The organism is Paraburkholderia sp. DD10 (assembly GCF_049177125.1).
Lineage (GTDB): Bacteria > Pseudomonadota > Gammaproteobacteria > Burkholderiales > Burkholderiaceae > Paraburkholderia > Paraburkholderia terricola.
On record NZ_CP185392.1, the window covers coordinates 1,301,386 to 1,328,039 of the forward strand.

Annotated in this window: 27 protein-coding genes and 3 pseudogenes; 16 read left to right on the top strand and 14 right to left on the bottom strand. The window is 62.0% G+C overall.

The features are described 5' to 3' along the window. The first annotated feature begins 92 nt into the window (after nucleotides 1-92). The 4 genes and pseudogenes from ACOCG7_RS05985 (at nucleotide 93) to tnpC (ending at nucleotide 3,150) form a co-directional block, all read left to right on the top strand. Nucleotides 93-486: pseudogene (locus ACOCG7_RS05985) on the top strand (nuclear transport factor 2 family protein). A gap of 120 nt (nucleotides 487-606) precedes the next feature. Then, on the top strand, nucleotides 607-1,074 hold the full coding sequence (gene tnpA / locus ACOCG7_RS05990; RefSeq protein ID WP_421376142.1) for an IS66-like element accessory protein TnpA: 468 nt from the start codon (nucleotides 607-609) through the stop codon (nucleotides 1,072-1,074). Next, a complete protein-coding gene (gene tnpB / locus ACOCG7_RS05995) occupies nucleotides 1,074-1,427 on the top strand; it encodes an IS66 family insertion sequence element accessory protein TnpB (RefSeq protein WP_421376144.1) in 354 nt (117 codons plus the stop codon). Before tnpA ends, tnpB begins: the two co-directional genes overlap by 1 nt. A 97-nt stretch (nucleotides 1,428-1,524) precedes the next feature. After that, a complete protein-coding gene (tnpC, locus tag ACOCG7_RS06000; protein ID WP_421376146.1) occupies nucleotides 1,525-3,150 on the top strand; it encodes an IS66 family transposase in 1,626 nt (541 codons plus the stop codon). A 63-nt stretch (nucleotides 3,151-3,213) separates the two neighbouring features. Here tnpC and ACOCG7_RS06005 read toward each other — a convergent pair whose 3' ends face one another. From ACOCG7_RS06005 to ACOCG7_RS06025, 5 genes and pseudogenes are all read right to left on the bottom strand, one after another. Beyond that, on the bottom strand, nucleotides 3,214-3,474 hold the full coding sequence (locus ACOCG7_RS06005) for a hypothetical protein (protein ID WP_310127213.1): 261 nt from the start codon (nucleotides 3,472-3,474) through the stop codon (nucleotides 3,214-3,216). Between the two features lie 668 nt (nucleotides 3,475-4,142). Next, nucleotides 4,143-4,287: pseudogene (locus tag ACOCG7_RS06010) on the bottom strand (IS6 family transposase); the annotation flags it as partial. A 99-nt stretch (nucleotides 4,288-4,386) separates the two neighbouring features. After that, complete coding sequence (locus ACOCG7_RS06015; RefSeq protein ID WP_421377191.1) at nucleotides 4,387-4,548, bottom strand: hypothetical protein; 162 nt, start codon at nucleotides 4,546-4,548, stop codon at nucleotides 4,387-4,389. A 156-nt stretch (nucleotides 4,549-4,704) separates the two neighbouring features. After that, complete coding sequence (locus tag ACOCG7_RS06020; RefSeq protein WP_421377193.1) at nucleotides 4,705-4,974, bottom strand: DUF1488 family protein; 270 nt, start codon at nucleotides 4,972-4,974, stop codon at nucleotides 4,705-4,707. Nucleotides 4,975-5,118: 144 nt separating this feature from the next. Beyond that, nucleotides 5,119-6,294: a tyrosine-type recombinase/integrase gene (locus ACOCG7_RS06025; protein ID WP_421377195.1), complete on the bottom strand. Its 1,176-nt coding sequence runs from the start codon at nucleotides 6,292-6,294 to the stop codon at nucleotides 5,119-5,121. Between the two features lie 171 nt (nucleotides 6,295-6,465). Here ACOCG7_RS06025 and ACOCG7_RS06030 point away from each other — a divergent pair, with 171 nt between their 5' ends. From ACOCG7_RS06030 to ACOCG7_RS06060, 7 genes are all read left to right on the top strand, one after another. Next, on the top strand, nucleotides 6,466-7,500 hold the full coding sequence (locus tag ACOCG7_RS06030; RefSeq protein WP_421377197.1) for a DNA-binding protein: 1,035 nt from the start codon (nucleotides 6,466-6,468) through the stop codon (nucleotides 7,498-7,500). A 33-nt stretch (nucleotides 7,501-7,533) separates the two neighbouring features. Continuing rightward, nucleotides 7,534-7,887 (top strand): hypothetical protein, encoded by a 354-nt coding sequence (locus ACOCG7_RS06035; RefSeq protein WP_421377199.1) that lies wholly within the window; start codon nucleotides 7,534-7,536, stop codon nucleotides 7,885-7,887. Nucleotides 7,888-7,961: 74 nt separating this feature from the next. Further along, complete coding sequence (locus tag ACOCG7_RS06040) at nucleotides 7,962-8,408, top strand: SET domain-containing protein (RefSeq protein WP_421377565.1); 447 nt, start codon at nucleotides 7,962-7,964, stop codon at nucleotides 8,406-8,408. 230 nt (nucleotides 8,409-8,638) lie between these two features. Beyond that, on the top strand, nucleotides 8,639-9,799 hold the full coding sequence (locus ACOCG7_RS06045) for a PDDEXK nuclease domain-containing protein (protein ID WP_421377201.1): 1,161 nt from the start codon (nucleotides 8,639-8,641) through the stop codon (nucleotides 9,797-9,799). Between the two features lie 478 nt (nucleotides 9,800-10,277). After that, on the top strand, nucleotides 10,278-10,958 hold the full coding sequence (locus ACOCG7_RS06050; protein WP_421377203.1) for a hypothetical protein: 681 nt from the start codon (nucleotides 10,278-10,280) through the stop codon (nucleotides 10,956-10,958). Between the two features lie 16 nt (nucleotides 10,959-10,974). After that, nucleotides 10,975-12,192, top strand: a complete 1,218-nt coding sequence (locus ACOCG7_RS06055) for a hypothetical protein (protein WP_421377205.1) — start codon at nucleotides 10,975-10,977, stop codon at nucleotides 12,190-12,192. Between the two features lie 190 nt (nucleotides 12,193-12,382). Then, nucleotides 12,383-12,766, top strand: a complete 384-nt coding sequence (locus tag ACOCG7_RS06060) for a hypothetical protein (protein ID WP_347143860.1) — start codon at nucleotides 12,383-12,385, stop codon at nucleotides 12,764-12,766. Between the two features lie 814 nt (nucleotides 12,767-13,580). On the opposite strand, the gene ACOCG7_RS06065 is transcribed toward ACOCG7_RS06060, so the two are convergent. Next, nucleotides 13,581-14,003 carry a DUF1330 domain-containing protein gene (locus tag ACOCG7_RS06065; RefSeq protein ID WP_073432867.1) on the bottom strand — a complete coding sequence of 141 codons (423 nt, stop codon included), beginning with the start codon at nucleotides 14,001-14,003 and terminating at the stop codon, nucleotides 13,581-13,583. Nucleotides 14,004-14,108: 105 nt separating this feature from the next. Here ACOCG7_RS06065 and ACOCG7_RS06070 point away from each other — a divergent pair, with 105 nt between their 5' ends. Beyond that, nucleotides 14,109-14,693 (top strand): TetR/AcrR family transcriptional regulator, encoded by a 585-nt coding sequence (locus ACOCG7_RS06070; RefSeq protein WP_347143861.1) that lies wholly within the window; start codon nucleotides 14,109-14,111, stop codon nucleotides 14,691-14,693. A gap of 443 nt (nucleotides 14,694-15,136) precedes the next feature. On the opposite strand, the gene ACOCG7_RS06075 is transcribed toward ACOCG7_RS06070, so the two are convergent. The 3 genes from ACOCG7_RS06075 to ACOCG7_RS06085 form a co-directional block, all read right to left on the bottom strand. Further along, nucleotides 15,137-16,009 carry an NAD(P)-dependent oxidoreductase gene (locus tag ACOCG7_RS06075; protein ID WP_347143865.1) on the bottom strand — a complete coding sequence of 291 codons (873 nt, stop codon included), beginning with the start codon at nucleotides 16,007-16,009 and terminating at the stop codon, nucleotides 15,137-15,139. A 127-nt stretch (nucleotides 16,010-16,136) separates the two neighbouring features. Further along, nucleotides 16,137-17,132 carry an alpha/beta hydrolase gene (locus ACOCG7_RS06080; protein WP_200799538.1) on the bottom strand — a complete coding sequence of 332 codons (996 nt, stop codon included), beginning with the start codon at nucleotides 17,130-17,132 and terminating at the stop codon, nucleotides 16,137-16,139. A 59-nt stretch (nucleotides 17,133-17,191) separates the two neighbouring features. Continuing rightward, nucleotides 17,192-17,506, bottom strand: a complete 315-nt coding sequence (locus ACOCG7_RS06085; RefSeq protein ID WP_073432873.1) for an EthD family reductase — start codon at nucleotides 17,504-17,506, stop codon at nucleotides 17,192-17,194. 174 nt (nucleotides 17,507-17,680) lie between these two features. On the opposite strand from ACOCG7_RS06085, the gene ACOCG7_RS06090 reads away from it, so the two are divergent. Further along, nucleotides 17,681-18,532 carry a LysR family transcriptional regulator gene (locus ACOCG7_RS06090; protein WP_073432880.1) on the top strand — a complete coding sequence of 284 codons (852 nt, stop codon included), beginning with the start codon at nucleotides 17,681-17,683 and terminating at the stop codon, nucleotides 18,530-18,532. Nucleotides 18,533-18,538: 6 nt separating this feature from the next. Here ACOCG7_RS06090 and ACOCG7_RS06095 read toward each other — a convergent pair. Then, nucleotides 18,539-18,898, bottom strand: a pseudogene (locus ACOCG7_RS06095) (transposase); the annotation flags it as partial. 198 nt (nucleotides 18,899-19,096) lie between these two features. Here ACOCG7_RS06095 and vgrG point away from each other — a divergent pair. Both vgrG and ACOCG7_RS06105 read left to right on the top strand, forming a co-directional pair. Next, complete coding sequence (gene vgrG / locus ACOCG7_RS06100; protein WP_421377209.1) at nucleotides 19,097-21,688, top strand: type VI secretion system tip protein VgrG; 2,592 nt, start codon at nucleotides 19,097-19,099, stop codon at nucleotides 21,686-21,688. A gap of 594 nt (nucleotides 21,689-22,282) precedes the next feature. After that, nucleotides 22,283-22,573: a DUF2345 domain-containing protein gene (locus ACOCG7_RS06105; RefSeq protein WP_421377211.1), complete on the top strand. Its 291-nt coding sequence runs from the start codon at nucleotides 22,283-22,285 to the stop codon at nucleotides 22,571-22,573. 411 nt (nucleotides 22,574-22,984) lie between these two features. Here the strand turns inward: ACOCG7_RS06105 and ACOCG7_RS06110 are convergent, their stop codons facing one another. After that, nucleotides 22,985-23,200, bottom strand: a complete 216-nt coding sequence (locus ACOCG7_RS06110; protein ID WP_347143665.1) for a hypothetical protein — start codon at nucleotides 23,198-23,200, stop codon at nucleotides 22,985-22,987. Nucleotides 23,201-23,228: 28 nt separating this feature from the next. Beyond that, nucleotides 23,229-24,152, bottom strand: a complete 924-nt coding sequence (locus tag ACOCG7_RS06115) for an NAD(P)H-binding protein (RefSeq protein WP_347143666.1) — start codon at nucleotides 24,150-24,152, stop codon at nucleotides 23,229-23,231. A gap of 207 nt (nucleotides 24,153-24,359) precedes the next feature. Between ACOCG7_RS06115 and ACOCG7_RS06120 the strand changes: the two genes are divergently transcribed. After that, nucleotides 24,360-25,286: an AraC family transcriptional regulator gene (locus ACOCG7_RS06120; RefSeq protein WP_347143667.1), complete on the top strand. Its 927-nt coding sequence runs from the start codon at nucleotides 24,360-24,362 to the stop codon at nucleotides 25,284-25,286. Nucleotides 25,287-25,289: 3 nt separating this feature from the next. Here ACOCG7_RS06120 and ACOCG7_RS06125 read toward each other — a convergent pair whose 3' ends face one another. Further along, entirely contained in the window at nucleotides 25,290-26,111 is an 822-nt protein-coding gene (locus tag ACOCG7_RS06125; protein ID WP_347143668.1) for an anti-sigma factor, read from the bottom strand. After that, nucleotides 26,108-26,626 (bottom strand): sigma-70 family RNA polymerase sigma factor, encoded by a 519-nt coding sequence (locus tag ACOCG7_RS06130; RefSeq protein WP_347143669.1) that lies wholly within the window; start codon nucleotides 26,624-26,626, stop codon nucleotides 26,108-26,110. Before ACOCG7_RS06130 ends, ACOCG7_RS06125 begins: the two co-directional genes overlap by 4 nt. Between the last annotated feature and the right edge of the window lie 28 nt (nucleotides 26,627-26,654).

Sequence of the window (26,654 nt, forward strand, 5' to 3'; positions counted from 1 at the left end):
TGAATACCCTGCGGCAGATCAAGGGAGTAGAGACCGTCCGACTTCAGGGGCGCGATCGTTCCCTCCCTTGCTCCAGTCACGGGTTTATTTCGATGAGCGCGCATGAGAATGTCCAGATTGTGAAGGATTTTTTTGCAGCAATGGGCCGCGGCGATAAGCAAGGTCTGCTGGCGATTTCTGCCGAAGACATTGAGTGGATCATTCCGGGCGAGTGGCCGCTGGCCGGCACACACCGCAGACACGCGGGATTGGCGGATTTGCTTCGGAAGGCTTCCGAAATGGTGGAAAACGTCATAACCAGACACCCCCGAATTCGTAGCGCAGGGCGACCGGGTTCTGGTCGTCGGCTTCGCCACGGGCAGAGTCAAAGCCACGAATAGGACATTCGAGGACGATTGGGTCTTCGCCATTACCGTTCGAAATGGCAAAGTGACGAAGATCCGGGACATCGACACGCTTGCAGTGGCGCGGGCCTCCGATCTTTAAAGCTGAAGCTAGCGATGAATCCAACAACAATAGTCGTAAGCGCGAATTTAAACGCACCTAGAATTCCAAGCTGAACGAGCGCAGGCTTGCGTCCGCAACTACAACTTGCGGACGCAACCGATGACAGAGAACGAAGTTGATTTCTTTCCGCTGCGGGTGACCGGCGTGACTGCGGCAGGCAAGAGGAAGTTTGACGCCGAGGGCAAGCGCAGGTTGATTGACGCCTGCCTGCAGCCTGGTGCGTCAATTGCCGGACTGGCGTTGAAGGCGGGTGTGAACGCGAACCAACTGCATAAGTGGATTCAGTTGCGCGAACGCGAGAATGCTGCCGCAGCGACGGTGGCCGTTGCGCCTTTGCCGTCGTCGGCGTTCGTGCCGGTCGTCACGGTCAACGAGGCGGCGCCGGTGCGCGTGAACCGCGAGGCCGTGGCAGTGCGGGAGCCGGCCAGGAGATACGAATCGGCAAAGCCCGCGACACCGGCCCGACTGTCGACGCAGTTGCCCAACGGCGTGACGCTACAACTCGAATGCGGCGCCCACGATGGTGCTCTCGTGAAGGCGATGATCGAAGCGTTGGGAGCGCGCTGATGTTCCGCTTCGACGCGGACCTGCGGATCTACCTGCACCGTGAGCCAATCGACTTCCGGGCCGGGATCAATAGCCTGGTCACGCTGGTTGAGCAGTCGATGCAGCTCGATCCGCTGGCGCGCGCCGTGTACGCATTCCATAACCGCAAGCGCAACCGTGTAAAGCTCCTGCTTTACGATCGCTCCGGCTTCTGGCTCATGTTGAAACGGCTCGAGGCGGACCATTTCGTCTGGCCTCGCCGTCAGCAGGCCGTGGTCGAGCTGACGACGGAGCAGCTTCATTGGCTGCTCGAGGGCATCGACATCGACGCCGTTCGCCGCCATCCCAAGCGGCAGTACCTTCACGTGGACTGAAGCGAGCCTGACCTTGTTGCCGGTAAACAACGGCGGGGGCGACGGTTACAAATTCACGTAAACCCATCGGGCCTCGCGCTTCGCTATGGTGGAGCGCATGACCATCCCCGATCCGTCCCGACTGCCCAAGGCCACCAAGGCCTACATCGACGAGCTCGAAGCGCGTGCAGCGGCTGATGCGCAGCGCATCGCCGAGCGCGACGCGCAGATTGCGGAATTAACCAGGCGCCTGGATACGCTCGAAGAGCAGTACCGTCTTGCGTTGGCCCAGCGTTTCGCCCCGAAGAGCGAGAAGCGCAAGGACCGCGTGTTCAACGACGCCGAACAGATTGCCGCAACGGAGCCGGCTGAGGAAGACGACGATCTTCCCGAACTGCCCGATACGGGACTACCTGATACAGGCGCCCCTGCGCCGGGCAAACGCGGTCGCAGGCCGCTTCCAGCGGATCTGCCGCGCGAGCGCGTTGAATACGATCTGCCGGAAGATCAGAAGGTTTGCTCGTGTTGCGGCAACGCACTGCATCGCATCGGCGAGGACGTGAGCGAGCAACTGCATATCGAAGTGAAGGTCACGGTTCGCCAGAATGCACGTTTCAAATACGCGTGTCGGCATTGCGACACTCATGCCGAACGCACGCCGGTCGTGCTTGCACCCATGCCCGCCCAACCGCTGCCGGGCAGCCATGCCAGCGCGGCGATGATCGCCACCGTCACTGCGGGCAAATTCGTTGACGGCACGCCGCTGTACCGCATGGCCGATGTGCTTGCGCGCTCGAACGCACCGGTCAGCCGTGGCACGCTGGCAAACTGGATCATCCGCCCCAGTGAACTGCACTACAGCCGGCTGTATGAAGCGCTGCACAGAACGCTGCTGTCGCAGGGCTTGATCCACGGTGACGAAACGACGGTTCAGGTGCTCAAGGAGCCCGGCAAATCCGCGCAGAGCAAGAGCTACATGTGGTGCTACCGCAGCGCCGAAGACAGTGCCGAACCGGTCGTGCTGTTTCAATATCAGCCTGGCCGGGGCCAGCAATACCCGAAGGAATTCCTGGGCGACTACCAGGGCATGTTGATGACCGATGGCTATAGCGCCTGGCGCACGCTCAGGAAGGCCACGCACTTCGGATGCATGGCTCACGCGAGGAGAGCATTCACCGACGCCCTCAAGGGGCAGAAGAACAAGCCCAGCCCCCGCGTGGCCAAAGCGCTCGAGTACTTCCAGGCGTTGTATCAGGTCGAGGCGCTCGCCAAAGGCGAACTGCCTGACGGCGAGACGCGCGTCGGCTACACGTGCCGCCTTCGACAGCAGCATAGCGTGCCGTTGCTGAACTCCTTCAAGGCGTGGCTGGACGAACTGGCGCCGAAGGTACTGCCCGAAAGCCTGCTGGGCAAGGCAATCAGCTACTGCCGCAATCAATGGCCGTACCTAAGCCGTTATGCGATGGACGGTCGGGCCCCAATCGATAACAACGTCATCGAACGGGACATCAGGCCATTCTGTACAGGCAGGAAGTCATGGCTCTTCGCCGACACTGTCGCTGGCGCTAAGGCAAGCGCAATGGTGTATAGCCTGCTGCTGACGTGTCGCGCCTGCGGCGTCGAGCCCTATGAATACCTGCTGCACGTTCTGACCGAGTTGCCGCAGCGCGCATCGGATGCCGACGCCACCGACCTGCTGCCATTCAACTTCGCCAAACAGAAAAGCGCGGCGATGCCTCCCTGAGCGTTTCAACGGCAGATCGCTCGCACCCCATCCGAAGTTACCCGGTAACTTCGGGCGGTGACACTATCGTTCGGCGATGAAATACGCATCCCACTGCGGCGAGGAGGGCTCAAGCCGGCGCACGATCGCGTCGTCCGCCCGCGTGATCAATCGTTCCAGCATCTGACGCTTGGTCATCGCATAGCGTCGTGCCAGGCGAGCCAGGGCAAGGTCGGCTTCCGTACTCATCCACATGTCGAGCCGCCGATCCCCGTTGCCGCTCTCGCCCGCTGTGGCTCTCCTTGCCCGATAGGCAGCTTGCCGTTGTGCCGTCGTCAATGCCATCTCACACTCTCCACTCTCGTTACCCGGTAACTGACGCTTGTAATGATGTTACCCGGTAACGGAATGTCCGGCGATGTGTGCTTAATTTACCGCTTACCAATAGTCAATCAGTTGGGTCGAACTGAGTATGTGGAAGTCGCAGGCAGGCACGTTAGTGCGGGTACTTACCTCATTGAGACGCGAACCCATCGAGCTTTACGCGCTGTATCCGACACGCCGCCGCATGTCAGGAAAGTTCCGCGCCTTCATCGATGCCCTTATTGGTCACCTTAATACGGTCACGCTAACGTCCTCGCGCGACTAACAGCTGTCTTCCGCCAGGCGAGCGCCAAGGCATCGATAGCGGCAATTGACCCAACGAACAAAATCATGGACTGAACGTCGCTTAGCTGCGTGCAGTGGACCTTCGAATGTCCGATTCTTTCGCCGGTCGACTGCCCGGAACTGGCCGCGTGCTGCCCGATGCAGTCGGCACACGTCGTGCCGCAACATTCTTTGATCACTCAGCGGCCGTGCGTCGAAGGGCGCATCTCAAGAGAGAAGTGACGACTTTATTTCACATCCGGCAAACCCATACTGGGTATGGCTCCCCGCCCTATCGGGGCGCAGGAAGTGCCCAGTTGACGACTTTATAGCCGCAACGTTGACATCTTTAATGCGTTCTACGGCAACAGATGCCGCTTGAGCGCGAATGTCGCCGGTTCTGCCCGAACCACGGGAGAAACTTGTGTGCGCGTTTCAGATCGCGAAAGCCGCGCATGCGGCGCTCGCGTTCGCGCGTCGGTGCTGGCTGTTCTCTGCGCGGTTGTTCACGCAGATCGAGATATGCAGTCCTTCACCCAGCCCGAATACCAGCAGATGCTTCTGGGGAGCATTGTATGTCGAAGGGTGGCGGCTAAAACACCGGCACCTTCAAAGCAACTCAAACTGCTCCACATCAGGCTGCATGCCGTTGACGAATGTTGGATAACGGCAGCCGCAGATCTCCGGCCGCAAATTCACGCTGCTACTTGACAGGGTCGGCTGGATGCAATAGACGTTGACGATCACCGCGCCCGCGATGATCTCCATCATGACGATATCGCCAGTCAGGTCGTCGGTGCAATGGGATCACTGCATCGTTGCATGACCCGGTTGACGAAGCAAAAGCCTTCGCTTCGGTTGTCGCTGATCTGACGCAGCAGTGGTCGCCGCAGGAAACGATTCGGGGCATATGCCGGCAGCCTGCGGTCAGGGGCGAGCAAAATCCTCGGCCGTCAGTACGAGATGCGCTGCCGGATGGGCGAGCAGCCTGCGCTCGGCGATTGCCCGGATGCGGCCATACCCGTTCCGGAATGTCGTCGCGATCCGGGTCTCACTGGCCCCTGGTTCAAGCCAGAAATGGGTCTCCAGTGCCGCAATTGTGATCACGCATTCGGTCGTGTTGTTCTGGCGCACGAGGCCAAACGCCACGCCACGACGGTTGGCGAGTACCTGCGGTTTAACGTCAGCGGTTTCCATGGGCGGTCAGGAGGCATCGCTATCGCGCGTCGACCGGATTCTCGCATACGATACGGTCGGGTGTCAGTCTGCCCACGGACATCAGGGCTGTGAGGCGTTGATCCGCGCCGCGCGTGAATCGCGGACCGCGTCAGGCGGCGACTGCTACCAGTCGATGCGGTGTTTTTCCTCGGTTTCACGATGACGCTGTTCATCGGGCGTGTGCAGGTAGGGGTTGGTGCTCGTCAGTGAGGCATGTCGCAGATTGTCGCGTACCGTCCGCAGATCGGTGCCGCCGTCGGCCATGTGGGAGCCCGCCGTGTGGCGCAGCCAGTGAGCGGAGGCCTGTTCGAGCAGATCCGCCTGTCCCGCGAAGGCGTCGCCGCGCAGCCGGAGCCGCTCCGCCGCGCCGGCGAAGATGCCCTTGACGATCGTGTGCAGTGCGGCGCGCGTCAGCGGCTTCATGGATTTGCCCAGCGGCAGCACGAGCGGCGTCTGTTCATGCCGGGAGGGCAGGGCGGACAGGCCGCGCTCGCGCCGGTAGCGTCCCAGTTCCACCATCATTTCCGTAGAGGCGGGCACCAGCCCTTCCTTGTCGCCCTTGCCGGTCACTTCGAGCCACCAGCGCTCGTGGCCATCCGCGTCGCGCCGGCAGAAGAAGCCGCCCATCGTGTTGCCGCTGACTTCCGAGATGCGCAGCCCGCCGAGGTAGAACAGCGTAAACAGCCACCTCGCGCGCAGGTAGCGCTCGCGCTCGCGCGGCGAGTCTTTCGGCAGACTGTCGATATGGAGCTTCACTTCGTTCCACAGCTCGCGGTCGAGATAGCGTGTGATGCGGGGCTTTGAGCGGCGGGCGCGCTGACGGGACAGCGACAGCGGGTTGCCCGCCAGATAGCCGGCTTCGACCAGCCACGCGAACAGGGCGTTGATGATCACCATCGCCTGGTACTGGCTGCTCGGCCGGAGTGTCCTGTAGAACGGCCGCCAGCGCGGGTCATCGCGCGGGTGCTTGCGGCCGCCGTCGGCGATCCAGCGCGCGTGCGGCTGCGGGTCCTTGAGGAATTGCCGGAACAGCAGCAGGTCCTCGTGTGTCAGCGACGACAATGGCTTGCCGAGCTGGACGATCGCCCACAGCAGCAGCCGTTCGGCTTCCTTGCGGTAGTTCTCGAACGTGGTCTGCTTGTCGGCGACGCGTGCGAGCCACGCGCGCACCGCATTCAGGTCATCGCGGGCGGCGATCTGCGCGTGTCCGCGCGCGCGATTGGTGCCGTCGCGGCCATCAAGTTCGGCGGGCAGTTCGAGCGCATCCAGAGGGCGCGGTGCGATCACGGCGGTTTTCATGGGCGTCGGGGACCGGTGCGGGCCGGGTTGCGAGTGTCATGCGGCGAGTGTCGCACTCCGTGCGATGAATTTCAACATTATAGGATTAATGTCAAAATTGTGAGAAGATGGCGTTATGAAATTACCGGTTTACGTAGTAATATTGTACAAAATCTGCCGATGAAGATCCTCATGAGTGACGTCCTGTCCTCCGACGCGGCGCTGGCCGCCGACATCGAGCGCCTGAAGATGGCGTTCCCGAAGACCCGCGAGCTGTATCGCGAGGTCTGCGCGCTGCTGTTCTTCCGTCACGGCATCACGCCGACCGCGAACCGTCTGTACCAGCTCGTCAGGCGCGGCAGCATGGGCACGCCGACCGCCGTGCTCGGCGAGTTCTGGGCGGACCTGCGCGAGAAGAGCCGGGTGCGCATCGACCATCCGGACCTGCCCGCCGAGCTCGGTGCGGCCGCCGGCGAACTGGTATCTGCCCTCTGGACGCGGGCCACCGCGTCAGCCGGGGCCACGCTCGATGCGCTGCGTAGCGAAGTCGAACTGCAGCGGGCCGAGGCGCAGCAGTCGGTCGTTGCCGCCCGCGACGAACTGGCTCGCACCGAAAGCGCGCTCGAGCAGCGCACCGCCGCGTTGCTGGCCACGCAGGTCGAGGTGCGGGATCTGGACAGGGCGCAGGCCGAAGGTCATGCGCAGCGGCAGGCGCTGGCAGCTGAACTTGAGCGGATCGGCGCGGCGCTGGCCGCGCGCGACCGCGAACTGGTGGAGGTCAGGGAAGGGTTTTCGCGCGATCTGGAAAAGCAGCGCGAAGCGGCTGAACGTGCGGAAGATCGGCTCCGTGCGTCAGAGAAGCGCGCCCTGCTGGAGATTGACCGCGAGCGAAATGCTGTAACGAAGCTGCAGAAGGAGCTCGGCGACGCCACACGCCGGGCGGACCGGAAGGACGACGACCAGCGTCGTGCATTGGAAGCCATGCAGGCGCAACTGGGCGACGCGCGTCATCAGGCGGGCGTGCTGCAGGGGCGGCTGGATGCTGTTCGGGCGGAGAACCTGCGGCTGCAGGCGGAGATAATGACGCTGCGGGAAGCGGAAACGCGAGCGCGGGAAGCCAGGCAGTCGGGTGTCCCTGCCGCAGTCCGGAAGACATCACGTTCTACCCGTTCGTCCCGCGCCGTGCCGACGGCCAAACCGGCAACGCGTCGCAGGAAAGCGGTATAAACGCAGAGTGACTCCCCCGAGGAAACGGGCTGCATGGCTGATATCTACCTGCTCGCTGGACTGACGCTTCCACAGGGCGTCGCGCATGAGTCCCTGCCCGGGACCGTCACGCGCTTCATGTCGGATTGCTGGCAGGGCATAAGTCGCACGCAGATGATCGCCCGCGCGAAACGACGAGGGCTGCGCCTGACGTTTCGCGCAACCGCACCGTGCCCCTCCGGCGCAACCGGCGTGTTCGAATTGCGCTTCAGCGATGGCGCAGTCGAATGCCTGATGCTGGCACGACTGCAGCGGGTCGGAGCCAGGAGCGGTAAACGCCGGCAAACCAGCCGGACTGACGTATCCCGACCCCCGCCACGCGATCCCAGGCAGACCCGGCTGTTCTGAGGCGACCGTCCCGGTTGCCGCGCCGCGCGCTGCCCGCTATGCTCCAGGCCTTCAACAGATCCGTGAGTGACGAAGTGCGACGCGTGACGGTCAGAAAATCATCGGTTCATGGGCGAGGCGTGTTTGCGCTACAGGCGATTCCTGCCGGCGAGCGGATCCTCGAATACCGCGGGGAGGTGACGTCGTGGCGGCGGGCCTCGGCGCGGTACCGGCGCTCCGGCGTGCCCGGCCACACCTTCATTTTCGGACTGGCTGACGGGCGCGTGATCGACGGCAGCGTCGGCGGCAACAGCGCCCGCTGGCTGAACCACTCCTGCCAGCCGAACTGCGAGGCGATCGAGGACGGGCGGGGGCGGGTCTTCATCGAGGCGCTCAGAGATGTGAGGCCCGGCGATGAGCTTTTTATCGCCTATGGACTGACTATCGATGACGCGATTACTCCCGAACTGATCGCCGACTATGCCTGCCGCTGTGGGACGAAGAGGTGTACGGGTTCGATGCTGGCCCCGGCGGGCGGTTAACATGCGTCGACCCGTCGACCGCAGCCGGGCGCTGGTCGCAATGCCGGTCCCACTTCATATGCATCGGAAGGATCGGCAACGTGGCGCTAAGGGCCCGAGTGGGCGATTTCGAGCCGATGGGTTGCCAACATGGATTTTCATCGATGGACTGAGTGCGGACAGCGCAGCACCATGGTAGCCAATGTCCACCGTGAACTCATTAACGCTGAAACTACCTGCTGACAGGACCAATGACTGATATCGCATTAAGCGGCGCCGATTACAGTGGCATACACGGCGACATCGTGGCGCTTCTGGAACACGGTCGTCGTGCTGCGGCCCGAAGTGTCAACGCACTGATGACGGCGACCTACTGGGAGATTGGTCGTCGTATTGTCGAATTCAGTCAGGGCGGGGAGGGGCGTGCGGCCTACGGTCAGGCCCTTTTAGAGCGGTTGTCGGTCGACCTGACAGCCCGCTTCGGGCGGGGGTTTGGGGTAGACAACCTGGAATTGATGAGGATGTTTTACCAGACCTACCCGCCAGCCGCGATTTCCGAATCACTGATTCGGAAATCTACGCCCGCAGGCCACCCGGGAAATTCCGAATCGGCGATCCGGAATTTCGATCTCGACCAGCTGGCGACCACATTCCAGCTGTCCTGGACGCATTACATCCACCTCATGCGGCGGACCCGGTCAATTGAAGAAAGAACGTTTTACGAAGCCGAAGCGCTTCGTGGCGGGTGGAGCGTGCGACAACTGGATCGGCAGATTAGCAGCCAGTTTCACACCCGTGCGATGCTGTCGAAGAACAGGCCGGCGATGCTACAGAAGGCGGGCAAGGCGCAACCGGGCGACCTTGTGACCGCAGAGGAGGCCATCAAGGATCCTTATGTTCTTGAGTTCCTGGATATCAAGGACGAGTATTCAGAAAGTCAACTGGAGGAGGCATTGGTCCATCGGCTCGAAGACTTTCTTCTTGAGCTGGGTGGCGATTTTACGTTCGTAGGCCGCCAGCGTCGCCTTCGGATTGGTGAAAGCTGGTTCCGGGTCGATCTTCTGTTCTTTCACCGGCGTCTGCGATGCCTGGTTATCGTCGATCTCAAGCTCACCGAGCTCAATCACGCCGACGTGGGTCAGATGCACATGTACTGTAATTACGCGCGCGAGCACTGGACGCTGCCAGGAGAGAACCCACCCGTTGGGCTGATCCTGTGTGCGCGAACGAATGCCGCGGTGGCGCGTTATGCATTGGAAGGGTTGCCAAACAAGGTGCTGGCGGCTGAGTACCATATGGTCCTGCCGGATGAAAAACTCCTCGCCGAAGAACTGGCCAGAACCCGACGTGCATGGGAGGCCCAACATCGGCCGGAAGAGGGCGCTGACGGTTCAGACGGCCAACTGTCGTGACAGGGTCACCATCATGATTGCATCACGCCCGGTTAAGCATCAACAATCATTCAGAGACTGACTGCTTGCTACTATGGCAATCTGTGTGCGGAAATACATCTCTTTAGCGGTTCGGCGAGCTGTACAAGATGGGAGCCAGAGCATGACACGGTGCGTGCGGTCGCCGACGCGAGCGGTCGGCGCGCAATCGTCGAGTCAGTCGATGAGCACCGCAGAAAATTGAGAAGCACGGTCAGATGGATTAATCTCGTCAGCCTGACCAGCCAACTGTTCTGAATCCGACGGATGCAGCTCGACATTTTCAACGACAGCCGCGACGTGATGCTGCGCAATGACGTGCTGTCAATGTTGCAGCAGTACGATGCCGCAGGCGCGCGGCGCGCGCTGCAGACCCTTGCAAACGAGTATCCGGACGATGTCGCCCAGGTGTATTTCGGGTCGATCGTCAATGCGCTCGAGGGTCGATTGACGGTACCGTTTGACCGTCACGAAGCCTGCCCTGCAGGCTCGCCAGTCGCTATCTCACGAAGTCCAGTCCGCAGTCGCGCGCGTGTTCCCGGGTCAGAGCGGGGCGACCTGGCTCGCACCGCTCTGGGCAGAACTGGCCGGGCGCGCCGCTGCGCTGCCTTTCCGTGCGGACCACGCGGATGCGCACGCGGCGCCGCTCTTCCTGCTGGCTGCGCGGTGGGCCGAGGCCTCCGATGCGGTATCGCGCGTCGCGTCCTGGCGACGGATTCCAGCGCCGCTTTGCTGGATGGCGGAGGCACGCTACCGGCTCGATGGCCTGGACGCGGCGTGGCCGTTGCTGGTGGAACTTGCGTGGCTTTCGCCATCCCGGTTCGACCAGCTTTCGAGCCGGCTTGGCGACGCGTGCGTCAATACGTTGCGGCGTGCCTTCGATACGTCGTTCGACGGCGCCGGCGACATTGGCGATCTGGCATGGTTTCCGGCGTGGGTACTTACGGCAAAGGCCGGCCTCGCGCCCCTGTTCAAACAGGCAGAGCCTTCGCGACGGAATGCTCCCGAGCGGGCGACGAAGGTGATGCTCGAACTGCTCAGCCTGGAGCGTCAGGGCCGGCATCACGAACTGCTGGAAACCCGGCGCGAACTGCAGGCGCTGAACGCGGCGCTGTACGCGGCCTACATGAAGACGCGCTGAGCAGGTGCCCCGGAGCATGACACGTACAACCTCTCACAAATGGGTTTTCGCCACGCGGTTCCGGCGTGGCGCCTTCGGCTGGAAATCCGCATTGCCGATCCAGCGTCTGAAGGAGGCCCTGATCGAAATCCGGCAGATCGCTCGCGCAGAACCTGTTCTCGCCGCGAACGGCGCGGTCGCTTTGCTCGAAAAGCTTTCGCCGGCACTCGAGCACGTAGACAGCTCTTCTGGCGCAATGGGTACTGCCGTGAATCGCGCAATCGATGCCCTTGTGCCGGTCATCGCCGGGGTGGACGTACCTGCTCCGGTACGGACGCGCTGGCTGGAACGCCTGTTTGACGCGCTCCAGGACGACCCGATGCCGTATATCGAACAGCTGGGCGATCGCTGGGGTGATCTGTGTACGTCGCCCGCCATCGCGTCGGCATGGGCAGACCGGTTGTTGCCGGTGACAGCGCGTGTGATGGGCGCTGAAGGTCTGGGCGAGCATTTCGTGGGTACCACCGCCTGCCTCGGCGCGCTGAATGCCGCCGGGCGCCATGAGGAACTGCTCGCTCTCGTGAATGGCGCGCGCCTGAACTGGTGGGGGTATCGTCAGTACGGAGTGGACGCACTGATCGCATTAAATCGTTCGGCTGAAGCACTGCGTTACGCGGAAGCGTCGAGGGGACTGAATGCGCCCACTGCCGCAATCGCCCGCAAATGCGAAGCGATCCTTCTGTCGTCGGGCATGATGGACGAGGCATATCGCCGCTACGCGATCGAGGCCAATCAGGCCGCCACGCATCTCGCGACATTCCGTGCCATCGCGAAAAAATATCCGGACAGGAGTCCCGACAGCATCCTCCACGACCTGGTCGCGAGCAGTCCCGGCGCCGAGGAGAAATGGTTCGCCGCCGCGAAGGACGCGGGCCTGTTCGATCTTGCGGCGTCGCTCGCGATGAGCGGTCCCACTGACCCGCGAACCCTGACGCGGGCCACACGGGATTTCGCGCAGCGCAAGCCTGCATTCGCGGTGGCCTGTGGTACGGCGGCGTTGCACTGGATGGCCGCAGGCTTTGGGTACGAAATCACGGGGAGCGATGTGCTGGATGCCTATGGTGCGCTGGCGGATGCGGCCGTTGCCACCGGCATGGAACGCGACGAGCTCAACAGGCGTCTGAGGGCGCAGTTTGCGACCCTTCCGGGTCGCTCGTTCGTCGCCACGGTGCTGGCGCAGCATCTGTCGGCATGACGTCGCGATGCATTTTGGTCACGGAATTGACGGTTCCCGCACGGCCCGCGGCCCGGCGTGTTGTAGTCAACGGGTCGCTCCCGGTAGTGTGGGGCGCGTGTTCGTTATGCCGCCGATGACTGGACTGAAGCGCAACGCCGTTGTGGACGGCAGTTTGGCGATAGGCAGGACTCAGTAGAGGACTTGCATCATGGAAGAGTACAACCCCGGGTGCGCGCCCGCACCTGAATCATGGCTCGAACTCGATGAGCAGGAGCGAATTGCTCTCGTCGAAACGTATCACCGCGTTGCCCGCATCAAGCTTCCCAACGTCGCGGCACACGCCGCGCTACACGCGATCGTCGAAAACCAGATCGCCCTGAACCTTGAGCCCGTGGTCCGGGCGATGGATCGCCTCGGGAACGAAGGACTTACGCGACACGACGCGGTTCACGCGATCGGCTCAGTCGTCGCGGAGCATCTGTTTGATATTTTGAAGACCGATCAGAACGACGATGCTGCGACTTCGCAGGCGCGTTATTACGCGGCGGTGGAGCGGTTGACCGCCGCAAGCTGGCGCAGAGGTGAGCACTGATGCCGATACCATCGAAACTTCAGCCGTGGTTTGAAGCGAGGCAGCGTTTCAGATTGAGCCATGCTCATATCCAGATGGCGCGCGAACTGGGATTGAATCCCCGAAAATTCGGGTCACTGGCTAACGGGCAGCAGGAGCCGTGGAAGCGCCCCCTCTCGGAATTTATCGCACACTGTTATAGCAGGCGCTTTGGTCGTGCTACGCCTGAACACGTGCAATCTCTGGAAGAAGTCGTGAAGCGTGCGGAAGCCCGGCGCAATGAGCGGCGGGAAAGAAAAACGAACAGAGCGGTTCCACCGCCAGAACCGCAACGTAGTGATGACGGATCGAGCGAAAAGTTTCCGCAGCTCTCGCACGCGGCGGTGAATAGGGTTCGAACGGAACGGACGTGACGACCGTCTGGGTGGGCGATGTGGACCGCTTTCGCCAAGGCTGCTTCTCTTTACTTCCAAAACCTACTTTCGCTTCACTGCACGGTTCGAAATGCCGGTTCTACTTTTACTCGAACTGCTGCTACTTTTCCTTCAATGCACGTCGGCGCCGAGGGCGACACTCGATCGCCTACGACACGGCGCCTGTCGCATCGTGCTCGATGGTGACAGTTTCCGGGCGCCCAGACCAATGCCCGAACCCGAGCAGACGCGGCTTGCGAAATCGGCTAAAAAACGCGTCCTTGAGCCCGTTCGAATCCGCGTTTTACTCCACTTCAAACTGGCGCCATTACGGCGATCATCCCCGGCGTCATTACGCCGATCCGTGACAGGCGTCCGGTGGTGGCTGGTCTCAAGGCTGCAATGCGCGAAGACAAGTGGTTCTATCGTGGTAGTTCGGGCTGAGTCGTGACGATGAACTTCCAGTCTGCAAGCGCCGCGCGTCGATGCGGCGCAGCATGCTGTTCATAGGCGGGGCTTTCGAGAATCCGGCGCAATGCCGTGAAGCTCGAATAACGGACGATCACGATGTCATCCCACGCTTCACTGTCGGTACCCACCAGCACCCCACGCACGTTTCCGACCCAGACGACCGCGTATTCCTCGCCGGTAGCGACCTGAGCGAAAGCCGGCGCGTAGCGTTGGAAATACGCTTCCCGGCCCGAGCAGGCGGGAAGCTCTGTTTTACCTCCATAGTCCGCCTCGGCGCGATACCGGACCAGGTTGACCATGCATACAGGCGCTTCGTCTTCAAGCGCCTGACTGGCTGCCTCGAAGGCGGCTCGCGTGTACTCGGTGTGGCTCATCGTTCTTCTCCTGGATAAAGTGGGCTCGGTAATAGGTGACGCGAAGCCCCGCTTACAATAGAATACGTACACCTGTATTTATTTCTCATTGTACGGCAGACCCTCATGGCACGACCATCGTTGCGGGAGAAAATCGTCGAGTCCGGCGTCAGAACACTTCACGAGCGCGGCTTCGCCGGTGCAGGCGTGCGCGAGATCACGGCCGACGCAGGTGTGCCGCAGGGCTGCTTCACCAACCACTTCCGGTCCAAGGAAGCCTTCGGAATAGCCGTCCTCGATCGCTACCACGAGCGCACCCAGGCGATCATGGATGCGACGCTGCGCGATCAGCGGCGTCCGGCGGTTGCGCGGTTACGCGCTTACTTCGATGCGATTACGGAGTGGCTGGAAGCCGCCGGCTGGCGGTATGGCTGCCTGGTCGGAAACCTGAGTCTGGAAATGCCGGAGCACAGCGAACTGCTGCGCGAGCATCTGGTACAGGTCTGCGACTCGCTCACGGCGTCGTTCGCCGACGTTGTCCGCGCTGGCCAGGCCGCAGGCGAGATACGCCCTGATCTCGATGCAGGCGATGTAGCAACCTTTCTGTTAGCGTCGTGGGAGGGTGCCATGATGCGCATGAAGGTCGATCGCAGCCCGCTGCCCATTGAGCAGTTCAAGCGGGTGATTTTCCCTACGCTACTTACTCCCTGAGTAAAGCGCAGCGCCCGTGCGTCGGTATTGACTTCTGCTTTCGCTGCAATCTACGCACGAGGTGCCAATAGCGTAATGAGCATCGAGGGCGCGTTCCGGTTTCCAGTTTTGGTGCAGAATCAACGATGGAAACTGGCCGTGCACGGCCTCATGCAAAGGGCATGCGCATGTCGAAGTTGGGAAAGCTGCGACCGGCAGAACGCGACCCGAATCTGCTTTTGAGTCTTCCCCAAAGCGGTCGCTCAGCACATGCCAATCGCCATTAGGGTGACGGCTCTTCACCGAATTCCTTGAACCAACTTGCGCTCGAGCGGTTTCTGCGGAAACTCTTCATTGGCACGTAGTAGTCCGGGCCGAGTGTTAGCACAGGCACTGTACGGGCGGCCTTTACCGCTGCCACCCTGCAATGGATGCCACTCATAAAAGGGATTTACGTTACCCCGCTAGCTGTGATCTATTGTGAACTTCGCAATTGCGGACCAGTCACGATCACCGAAACCCGCGTTCACGACTTCCCGCATCTGGCCGTGAACGACATCAAGCATCGGCAGTACGCGAGCCGCATCGGTGGCGGCCTCCTTCGCCAGACGAAGATCCTTTAGCCCAAGCGTTGCCTTGAAGCCGGGTTGGTATTCGTTCCGGATGATATTGCCGGAATAGGTCTGATACGGACGGCTGCCGAACAGCGTACCCAGGATCAATTCGAAGAAGCGCTCTCGCGAAAGTCCGTTCGTCTCTGTTAGAACTACGGCTTCCGCCATCGCCTCAATTGCCATCGTGATCATCATGTTGCAGGCGATCTTGGCAGCATAGGCCGTGGGCGGCTCATCGCCCATGTCCCAAACCTGTTTGCTGATGGCTTCCAGCGCTGGTTTAACTTTTTCCAGCGCGCCGGGCGCGCCGGCGGCGAGGACGTTGAGTTCACCTCTGGCGGCGACATCCGGCCGTCCGAGCACTGGAGCCGCCACATAAGCGACACCTGCCGCGCGATGAGTCTCCACCAGTTCCTGCGCGAACGCCACGGAGATTGTCGATGCCACGACATGCACCAGACCCGGCCGTACCTGGGACAGCAGATTCGCGTCGAGCAGGACGTTGCGGATTGCCGAGTCGTCGGACAGCATCGTCAAGGCCATGTCCGCCTGCAACGTTTGCGCAGCCGTCTCTACCATGCGTACACCTTCGACATTCCCACCTGAACGGTTCCAGGCGGTGACGACGTGACCGGCGGAGACCAGATTGCGGGAGATTTCCCGGCCCATCGCCCCTAAACCGATGATTCCAATTTCCATTTGAGTTCCCTGGTAAATAGGCATGGCGACGGGGCGCAAGAGCAGGTCCAATGGCGGTTCACCGCTATCGATGGCACGCAGCATGACTTGAACAGCCCTGGTCGGATCATCCGCCCGCTTGCCGTCATTGATATCGCAATCTTCCTCTCGCTCAGTTGGGTGTTTCTGTGTTCTCGATCAGCCACTTCAACACCGGCGCCAGTGCGTCATCCGAGTTCTTCTCGTAGATGAGCCCGTGGCCGTTTCCGAACACACCGTGGTCGGGAAGATGCAACACTTCCGCCCGGCTGCCAGCCGCCTTCAGTTGCTCAACAGCGGGTCGACTGGCGGCGGCGAAGGCTGAGGCTTCGGCAGTGACGGCGACGATGGGCAAACCGGCGAGCGCAGGCAGCCGGTGTGTGCCTGGAACAGCCGCACACAGCTCTTCAGGCGTGGCGACGGCCGGCTCCCAGTTCAGCGGCATCGCCGCGAGGCCCCACGTAAGTGACCCGATATTGGGAATATCCGCAAACGGGGGGCCCATCGGCTCAACGGCTACGATCGCCTTGACCAGCCCGGGTCGACGATCTGCCGCTAGCCAACCGAGTGGTCCCGACGCTGAATGCGTCAGAAGGATCGCTGTGCCAATCCTGTCCAGCAGCCTGGCGATCCTGTCCGCCTCCATGTCCTCAGAGAACGCGAGGTCTGCGGGAAGCGGGCCATAGCCAGCGATGAACTCGTCCATCGCAGTCTCGTCGTCCCGTGAAAAAGGCCATTGTGTGTGTTGACCTTCATATTTTGTCGGGAAGTAGATATCGCGCCCATGTTCATAGGAGAACCCCGGTCCCATCGGCCCCATCGTCTCGACGTGGTACGGCGATCGTCCTTGTCCAGGACGATCGACCACGAGAACCGCGTAGCCTGCTTCCACCAGCCGTTGTGCCCAGCCTGGACGGCCGTCCGGCGTGTCAAACCACTCGGTTCCCTGATAGCCACCGCCATGCACAAGCACAATCGGCCACGGGCGCGTGACCTGCTCTGGGGCTTCCCACTCAACGAAAAGCGGCCCGCATTGGTAGGTTTCTCCGTCTCGTTCGACACGATCGCCCGAAATCCACATATGTCCGCGACGCACGGTGCGGGGGGCAGCATTTTTCCAGAAGGCCAAGATCTTTCTCCAATTCTTGCAAGTGGGAGGCGCGTAGCGCCGATATGGAAATGACCCGCTCAGGGCGGAGTGATGCGCAAGCGTGTTGGTGCAAGGTCGGTGAAACTCGGAACGTCGGCCATGACCTCCCGGGTTTCCGGAGATCCGAAGGCTGTGGCGATAGCCGCCTCGTCCCGAAAGCGGCATTCACAAATCACAAGGGTGCCGGCATGCGTCAACGGCGGAAAGAAGGCCGCGACGCTCTCAAGGCCGTAGCGCTGCCATGCCTGCATCACGAAAGGCAGGTGACGGTCGACGTAGTAGCTCCGATCAAAGCGGTCGCCTGGCGCACCCTCGTAGGTGACATACACGGTCTGTGATGCAAGTTGCGACATGCCCACTCCCTTTTGCCCGTTTCCCCGAGCTGTCCCGGCCCGGAATCTAAAACGCCAGTCAGGCTAGCCACGAGGGCGTTTCGACACAGGACGGAGCGAAGTTTCGCGCATTCACTATTGTTCGGCAATTCAATATAATGAACACTTTTCGTTCATTTTTGTGGGATGGCGAGTATGGAGTGGAGCGATGTCCGGATCTTCCTTGCAATAGCGCGCACTGGAACGTTGGGTGCGGCTGCACGACTGTTGCACCTTAGCCATCCGACCATTGGACGACGGCTTCGCGCGCTGGAAGAGGCCACGGGACAGGTGCTCTTCCAGCGAACAGCGGAAGGCTTCGTGCTGACGGAGGAAGGCACCGCGATCCTGCCCCTCGCCGAGCAGATGGAGGACAGCGCGCTGACCATGGAGCGCCGGCTGGCTGGTGAACAGCAACAGCTGGAAGGAACGCTCAGGGTGTCATCGGCCGACTGGTTTGGTGCCTATGTGCTGCCGCCAGTGATTGCTGAATACTCGTGCGAGTATCCGCATGTGGAGATCGAGGTCCTTACGGGAACACGCTTGTTCAACCTCGCGCAGCGTGAAGCGGACGTTGCCTTCCGTATTGTTCCATTCGAAGGGCCCGATATTGTGCAAAGACGGTTGACGCACATGCGATATGGCGTCTATGTGGCTCATGCAAGTGCCGATCCGATCGAAGGCGACGGCACGGGGAACCGTCTGATCGCAATGGATACATCGACCGGGACATTTCCTGATATCGACTGGCTAAAAAATCGTTTTCCAAACGCTGGTGTCGTATTGCAGTCGAACAACCGTAACGTCCACGCCCAGATGTGCGGGATCGGTTTGGGCATCGCTGTACTGCCGCGACCTGTCGGGGATCAGCTTGGTACCATTCGCAGGCTCGACCTGAGCGAAGATCCGCCGCATCGCGGGATATGGATGGGCTATCACCGCGATCTCCGGCGGCTACATCGTCTCCGCGCGTTCGTGGATCTCGTAATCAAACACCTCGCCAATTAGAGGGTGTTAGGCACTTTTGTTAAGGGCTGCAAAGTGGATAAGCATAAGCACGGAGAAGACGACGAAGTGCAAACCAGCCAGGGTTTCGGGCAATCGCTCGTAGTCTCTGGCCAGTCGACGGAAGCGGTTGAGCCAGCCGAAGCTGCGCTCGACCACCCAGCGACGCGGCAACAGCACGAAGCCCTTTTTCGCCTCCGACAGCTTGATTACCTGAAGCTCGATTCCTTCATCGAGTGCCGCCTGCGCAGGCTCTTCGCCGGTATATCCCTGATCGGCGAACGCCACCTTGACCGTCTGGCCCGTGGCCTGCTGAACCTGACGCGCCAGTTCACCGACCTGCGCGCGTTCCTGTTCGTTGGCCGGCTGGGCGGCGACAATGACTACGTCCGGTCGTCAGCGATCGGTTAAAAACAACAGACGCCGCCGGTGAGCTGTTCGGACCCTTCACCCGCGCGATGAAGGCGCGTATCGTTTCCTCCCCAAACAGGTATCGTTCGCGACCGATGTATCTGTCGCGCGTAACGGTCGTGAAGCAGTGCTGATCAGGTGAGGAGTCGATAGAAGATGGCAAGCCTGTATGACGATGCGAGAGAGGCGGTCTCCGGCGTAATGGCGGTTCCGGGGCGGCAGCGCCATTTTCTGGATGTGCCGGGCACCGACAGCGCGGCCCGACTGTCGGTCGTCTCGTTCGAGATAACCGAGAGGATGGGCGAGCCCGTCGAAGTACAGATCGAACTGACCCATCCGCAACAGCTGTCGCGCAACGACTACCTGAGCCGCGACGCGGCTTTCTCGATCGTGCCGGACGATGGTGCGCCGAAGAAGTTCTCGGGGTACATCGAGCGTTTCTCGACGATCCAGACGACGAAGGACTTCACGAAGTACCGGGTGGTGCTCAGGTCCCATGTCGGACGGCTTGCCGCGGTCACCAATACCCAGATCTACCAGCACCAGTCGATTCCCGACATCATTGCGCTGGTGATGCGCCGTCATGGGTTCAGGCCGGAGCAGTACTCGTTCCGTCTCAGGAACCCGTACCCGAAACAGCCGTTCCGCTTCCAGTACAAACTCGACGATCTGTCCTACGTCCGGATGCTCATGGAGAAGACAGGCATCTATTTCTATATCGTCGAGACCGAGCACGGCGACCAGGTGGTGTTTGGCGACGACATCGACCACTATCTCTACGATCCGCAGCTGGTGGTGCCGTACCGTGAAGCAGTCGGTCTCGAGGCGGGTGGCGTGGAGACGGTGACGTCGCTCAGGACGCACACGGTCACGGTGCCGCAGTCGTTCGTGGTCGCCGACTACAACCCCGAGGCCGCCTGGGAGCGTTTTCGCGACGAGGCCAATATCGCCCCGCAGGATTCCACGACCTACGGCCAGCCGTATATCTACGGCACGCATCATCTGGATCAGGACGGCGCGAAGTGGGAGGCGCAGCTGCGTCATGAAGCGGCAATCGCGCGGCAGGTAGTGTACGAGGGCGAAAGCAACGTGCTGGCGCTGCAGTGCGCGCGAGTGCTGGAGACGGACGCCGTGCTGCCCGATGCGCCCAAAGGCCAGATGATCATCGAGCTCAGGCATCGTGGCGCGCGTGACAAACCCTACACCAACAGCTACAGGGCGATTCCCGCTGACCGGCGCTTTCGCCTCGAACTGAAACCGGACACCTGGCCCAGAATCGCCGGGACGCTCAGCGCGCGTATCTGCAGCCCGGACAAATACACCTATGGCTATCTGAATGCTGCGGGCTATTACGTCGTCCGCTTCGACGCGGATTTTGCCGAATGGCCGAAGGGCGGTGAAAGCGTGCCGCTGCGCCTCGCGAAGCCCTTCGCGGGCAAGCTGCAGACGGGCATGCACTTCGTCGCGCTGGACAACGACGAAGCCGTGATCTCCTTCCGCGACGGCGATCCCGACAAGCCCGAGATCACCGCCTTCCATCACCACAGCGAGGCGCGCGATCTGGTGACGAACGACCGGCGCTGGCTCTCGCGCAACACGATCCGCACGCAGAAGAACAACAAGCTGCGCATGGAGGACTGGGCAGGCCAGGAAGGGATCAAGCTCAGCACGGAGCACTCGGGCAAGTCACAACTGAATCTCGGCTATCTGGTGAACCAGAAGCTCGAGTACAGGGGTGAAGGCTATGAGCTCAGGACCTCGGGATGGGGGGTGATCCGCGCCGGCAGGGGCGTGATGATCACGACGTACGACCGCCCCGGCGCGGGCGGCAGTCAGCTTGACATGCAGGAAACCATCGCGCAGCTGGAGAGCGCGCTGGAGCTCGCCAAAGCGCTTGAACGCTGCGCAACCAGCGCGAAGGCCAGGCCCGCTGATACCGATGCGCAGCAGCAGATGAAGGACGGTTTCGACCAGCTGAAAAAGCCGGGCCTTATCATGAGCACCCCGGCATCGGCGGCACTCGTGGCCGGCGACGGCATCCAGCTTTCGGCACAGGACAGCGTCAGCGCTGTCGCCGGGAGGAACGTGGACTTCAGTGTGCTCAAACGGTTCACGGCATCGGTGGGCGAAGCGATTTCGCTGTTTGCGCAGAAGTCCGGGATCAGGCTTTTCGCGGCGAAAGGCCCGGTTCAGTTCCAGGCCCAGCGTGGCCCGATGTCACTCGCCGCGGACCGGGACGTCGACATGGCCAGCGTCAACCGCAGGTTGAACCTCTCCGCAGCCAGGGAAGTCATCTTCGAGTGCGGTGGCGCGTTCGCCCAGTTCAAGGACGGCAATATCACGCTTGGCGGTCCGGGTGACCTGTTCTTCAAGGTCATCACGATACAGAAAAAACAGTCTGCGCAGATGCATCTCGCCATGCCACCGTTCGTGGCTCAAGCCGTGCCATTCGTGACGAGCTGCGAGGCGTGGCGCCAAACCCCTATTCTCGCAAGCACGACTTCGCTGGCGTCGAGCAATTCACCGGCGACGGCATTGAGTACTCAAGCGAGCCTGGCGGTGCCTGCCGCTCCCGTCGCGAGGCCGCACGGTTCGACAGATGCAAATCAGGAGGCCCAGCCAGCAACGACGCCAACTGCCCAGGCGAGCCCGTCCAATGCAAACCGCGACTCCGCACATGAACCGCGGAAGCCGCTCGCTGGCAAAGCAAGCACACCGCTCAAGTTTGCCCAGGGCGGATTACTGTGACTGGTACCGACCATCATTCACCGAGGAGTGCACGGACACGACCGAAACCGGATCGTATTACGGCTGGATCGATCAAGACACGCCGTGGCCGCCTCCTGACATGCGCGGAAAGTCGGTACTAAGTGGTAGTCAGTTTGACACGGCATTCGAACTGTCATACGACGATCCGACCAAGACACTGTGTGCGACAGTACGGATCAAGCTCGTGCCCGTCGACCTTCTTCCATGCGATCCGTCCGGCAAGCCATTGCTCGGGACAGATGGGAGGCCACTGTCCGCCCCCTATGACCACAATCTGCATTGGGCGATCGCAGGAAACGGCATCAATAATCCATTGAACGGTTTCGTGATCAAGTACCGCGATGGTACGCGACGGACGCGACAGGCAATGGCGCGCCTCGCGACTTCACGCTTGTCAGTCGCGACTACGGCAAGTCGTGGGACGAAACCAATGATGGCATCACCCAGGGCGTCTATTTCGACCCGGCGACCAATACCCAGTATGGGCTTTACGGCTATACGCTGAAAAAACGCACCTGGTAGGCAGTATCAGAACGCACAGGGCTAATGACATGACCTGCCCGTTCCGGAATCATGGCTTTTCGCGGCGAGGGCCCGGTTCAGTTCCAGGCCCGGCGTGGCCCGATGTCACTCGCCGCGGACCGGGACGTCGACATGGCCAGCGTCAACCGCAGGTTGAACCTCTCCGCAGCCAGGGAAGTCATCTTCGAGTGCGGTGGCGCGTTTGCCCAGTTCAAGGACGGCAACATCACGCTTGGTGGTCCGGGTAACCTGTTCTTCAAGTCATCACGATCCAGAAAAAACAGTCTGCGCAGATGCATCTCGCCATGCCACCGTTCGTGGCTCAAGCCGTGCCATTCGTGACGAGCTGCGAGGCGTGGCGCCAAACCCCTATTGTTGCAAGCACGACTCCGCCGGCGTCGAGCAATTCACCGGCGACGGCATTGAGTACTCAAGCGAGCCTGGCGGTGCCTGCCGCTCCCGTCGCGAGGCCGCACGGTTCGACAGATGCAAATCAGGAGGCCCAGCCAGCAACGACGCCAACTGCCCAGGCGAGCCCGTCCAATGCAAACCGCGACTCCGCACATGAACCGCGGAAGCCGCTCGCTGGCAAAGCAAGCACACCGCTCAAGTTTGCCCAGGGCGGATTACTGTGACTGGTACCGACCATCATTCACCGAGGAATGCACGGACACGACCGAAACCGGATCGTATTTCGGCTGGATCGATCAAGACACGCCGTGGCGTGGAAAGCGGGAACGCCCCCTCGGCGAATCAGAACAAACCGAAATCGTCGTTGCTGTCGGGAATCGCGTTGAGCACGTCCCGCAGTGCCCGCCAGCCTAGCCATCCCACGAAATTTGCCGCCAACGCCAGCCAATAGCGCGCGTTGGCGCTCGACTGTGCCCGCGTTGGCGCGGTTGCAGCGGAACGACCGTCCGCGATCTTTCGCACTTGCGCCGATGCGCGCAGCAAGGGGCACATGTCCATGCTGTCTCTCCTGTGAAGGGCAACGCCGTTACGGTGCAGCCGAAGCCGAAGCCGAAGCAGCGACCCGCGCCACTATTTCCGCCAGCACCTCCGCCAGCACCTCCGCCAGCGCGGTCGCGCCAAAGCGCCGCTCGCTGACTTCCGCTTCCACATCGATACGGCCCGCGTTGTGCGCGTCGTACAGATCCGTGATGAGGCGCGCGTGCTGTTGGCCGAGTCCCGCCGCATGGAGCGTGGCAGCCCATTCGCCACGCGGCACCTCGCGCGCGACCACCGTGCGATGCGCCAATTCGCCGACGACCTGTGCCACATCGAATGCACTCACGCGCTCCCTGGCTTCGATGCTCACCACGTGCGGCGAGGTCTTTGCCGGCTGTTCGTCCAGCAGCAGTTCGGCGGCCAGCAGCCCGACATCCCGCGCCGCCACCGTGGGAAACAGCTTGTCCAACGGATGATGCAGACTCGGCAAGACGCCTTTGGAAAGCGCGATCGGCAACACCCGAGCCCAGTTGTGCATGTGTTCGGCGGCGCGTAGAAACGTCAGTTGCGAGGCAACAGCTTGCAACTGCGTTTCGAGGTAGTGGAACAGCGTCGTGATGCCCGTGCCGCTCGCATGTTCCGCGCCGTAGTCGGAAAGCGCGAGTACGCGTTGCGGCGGATCGGCGCGCAAGGCGTCGGCGGCGACCTCGATCATGCGCCGCATGTCGGATGCGGGATCGGCGCGCGCCCGAGGCACCGGACACAGTATCTGCACCGCATGGGCGCCCTTGATTGCACGCGCGACCGTCGGTGGGTCGAGCAGATCGGCGATCATTATTTCGCAGCCGATTTCCGCCAGCGGCGCGCCTTGCGTTTCGTCGCGGACCACTGCGCGCACCGGTCGTCCGGCCCGGCGCAATGCCGCGGCGCTCGTTCCGCCAACATTGCCTGCTGCTCCGAAAATCACGAACACGTTGCGCTCCTTCGTCAATGGACACGGCCATCATAGGGAGGCGCGAAGCGGAAAACGCGCGGACAAGGATCGCGATGCGCAGATTCGGATGATTGTTTCGCTTGCGACGCCACCCCGGCGGCAGGGTGGAGTAACAAGCGTCAAGCGAAGCGGCGAAAAACGCAGCACAATGCAAGCCACGTTACCCGCCATCCACGAGAGGACGCGATGAATGCCGTGACACCCCTACCGCAACCGCATAGCGGTTCCCGCATTGCTGTACGGTCCAGCAAGACGCTGGGCTGGCAGGGCTTCGGCGCGGAACTCGTCAACGTGTCGGCGGGCTCGCATCGGGTTCCCCCGCTCAAGCATCACCGTGTGGGCGTGCATGTGGGCGCGCCGGTCAGGGCGCGTTGCGTATGCCAGGAGCGCCGCTATTCGCGCATTCAGTCGCATGGCGACGCGGATGTGATCCCGGCCGGACTCGATGGGCAATGGAGCGATGAGTCCGCATGCACGATCTTCAGCGTATGGATCGGCGTGGAGTTCGCACAAAGGACGGTCGAGCAGCTGGAGTTGAAGTCGAGCGAGGCGCGGCTTCGTCCGCGGATGCAGATGCGCGATCCGCGCTTTCAGCATCTCGCGTGGGCCTTACACGCCGAACTGGAGGCGGACGACGCATCCGATCCGCTTTACGCCGAGAGCCTTTGCACCGCGATGGTGGTACGGCTGATCGGCGGCGCGCCGACGCTCGACGACAAGCGGCGCACGCTCGCACCAAAAACCGCCGCGCGCGTGATCGAGTTTATCGAGGCGCATCTCGACCAGCGCCTCACGCTAACCGAGTTGGCCGCGCTCGCCGATCTGAGCGTGCCGCATTTCAAGGTGCTGTTTCGCGAGACGCTCGGTGTGCCGGTGCATCAGTACGTGGTGCGGCGGCGAGTCGAGCGGGCGAGAACGCTATTGCTCGAAGGCCGCCTGAGCGCAAGCCGGATCGCGCTGGATACGGGCTTCGCGCATCAGAGTCACATGGCGCATTGGATGGGCAGGTTGCTGGGCGTCACGCCACGCGAGTTGATCAGATCGAGCCCGCATTCGGGCAGCATGATCGAACTCGATACGCTGAATACCCGCCGCATTGCGACGCCGCGATAAGCGTCAACCCGGCGCGGCACCCGTCAACTGCGAGTACACGTCGTGCGACAGTTGCAGCAGCGCCTGGCGATCGATCCCGCCCGACACCGCATAGCCAAAGTCGCCGTCGACCCAATAGAACACGTTCACCGGCCCGTCCTGATACAGCTTGAACGCGGTCGTGTTCGAGTTCACCTGACGGCGCGAAATGCACAGCGTCACGCGCTCGCCGTTCGGTCCGCGATACATGAACTGCGCGGTGGGGCCGTCGGCGCCCGGCAGCAGACGGCCGCCCGAAAGGTTGAAGCCGCTCTTCGAGAGCATCGGCGGATGAACATTCGTGCCGAGCCGGTTGGACAGCCATTGCACGAAATCCTGTTCGTGATCCGCGGTCATATCGGCCGGACGGTCGACGGCCGGCATATAGACCACGTGCGCCAGCGCCGCCTGCCGCGCGAATACTTCGGAACCGTCCGCGCTGACCGCCCGCGTGTCCGCGCGGCCGACGACCGGCGCCACGACGTCGCGCCCCATGTGCGTGCCCACACCGATACCCACGCCCAGCACCAGCGCCGCGGCCATGCCGGCGAACTGCGGCCAGTTGGCCGCGATGCGCCAGCGGCGCGGCGCGGGTGCCTGCAAGCGATTGGGCACGGGCTCGTTCAGCACGCGGTCATAGCGCTCGTGGAACATGTTGTTCAGCGAGAAATAATCGCTGATGCGCGCGGCCAGCTCGGGGTTCTGTTCGAGCGCGCGCTCCACCTCGGCACGCCGTTCGTCGGACAGCGTGCCGTCCACGTAGGCGTGCAGTTCTTCTTCGCCGATCGGCGTCTGTTGGTCGCTCATCGCACCACCTGTAATCTTGCGCCGGGCTGTGTGCCCGCCATCAATGCCCGAAGCCGCTCGCGCCCGCGCGAAAGCCGCGACATCACCGTGCCGATCGGAATGTTCAGCGCAAGCGCCACGTCGGCATAGCTCATTTCCTCGAGGCCCACCAGCAGCACGACTTCGCGCTGTTCCATCGGCAGGCGCTGCAACGCGTAGTCGAGGTCGCGCATTTCCAGCGAGCGGATCTGATCGGAGGGCACGGCGAATTCACTTTCGTGGATGCTTTCGTCGTCGACCGCCACATGGACGGCGCGCGCCGACGCCTTGCGCGCCTGATTCGCGAAGACGTTGTGCATGATCGTGAACAGCCATGCGCGCAGGTCGGTGCCTTGCTGGAACATGCCGGTGCGGCCGAGCGCGCGTTCGAGCGTGTCCTGCACCAGATCGTCGGCGAGATCGCGATTGTTGATCAGCGCTCGCGCATAGCGCCGCAAGCGCGGCACATGCTCCATCAACTCGTCACGGACATCCATTTTTCATCCCAGTCGTGGGGCCTTTCGT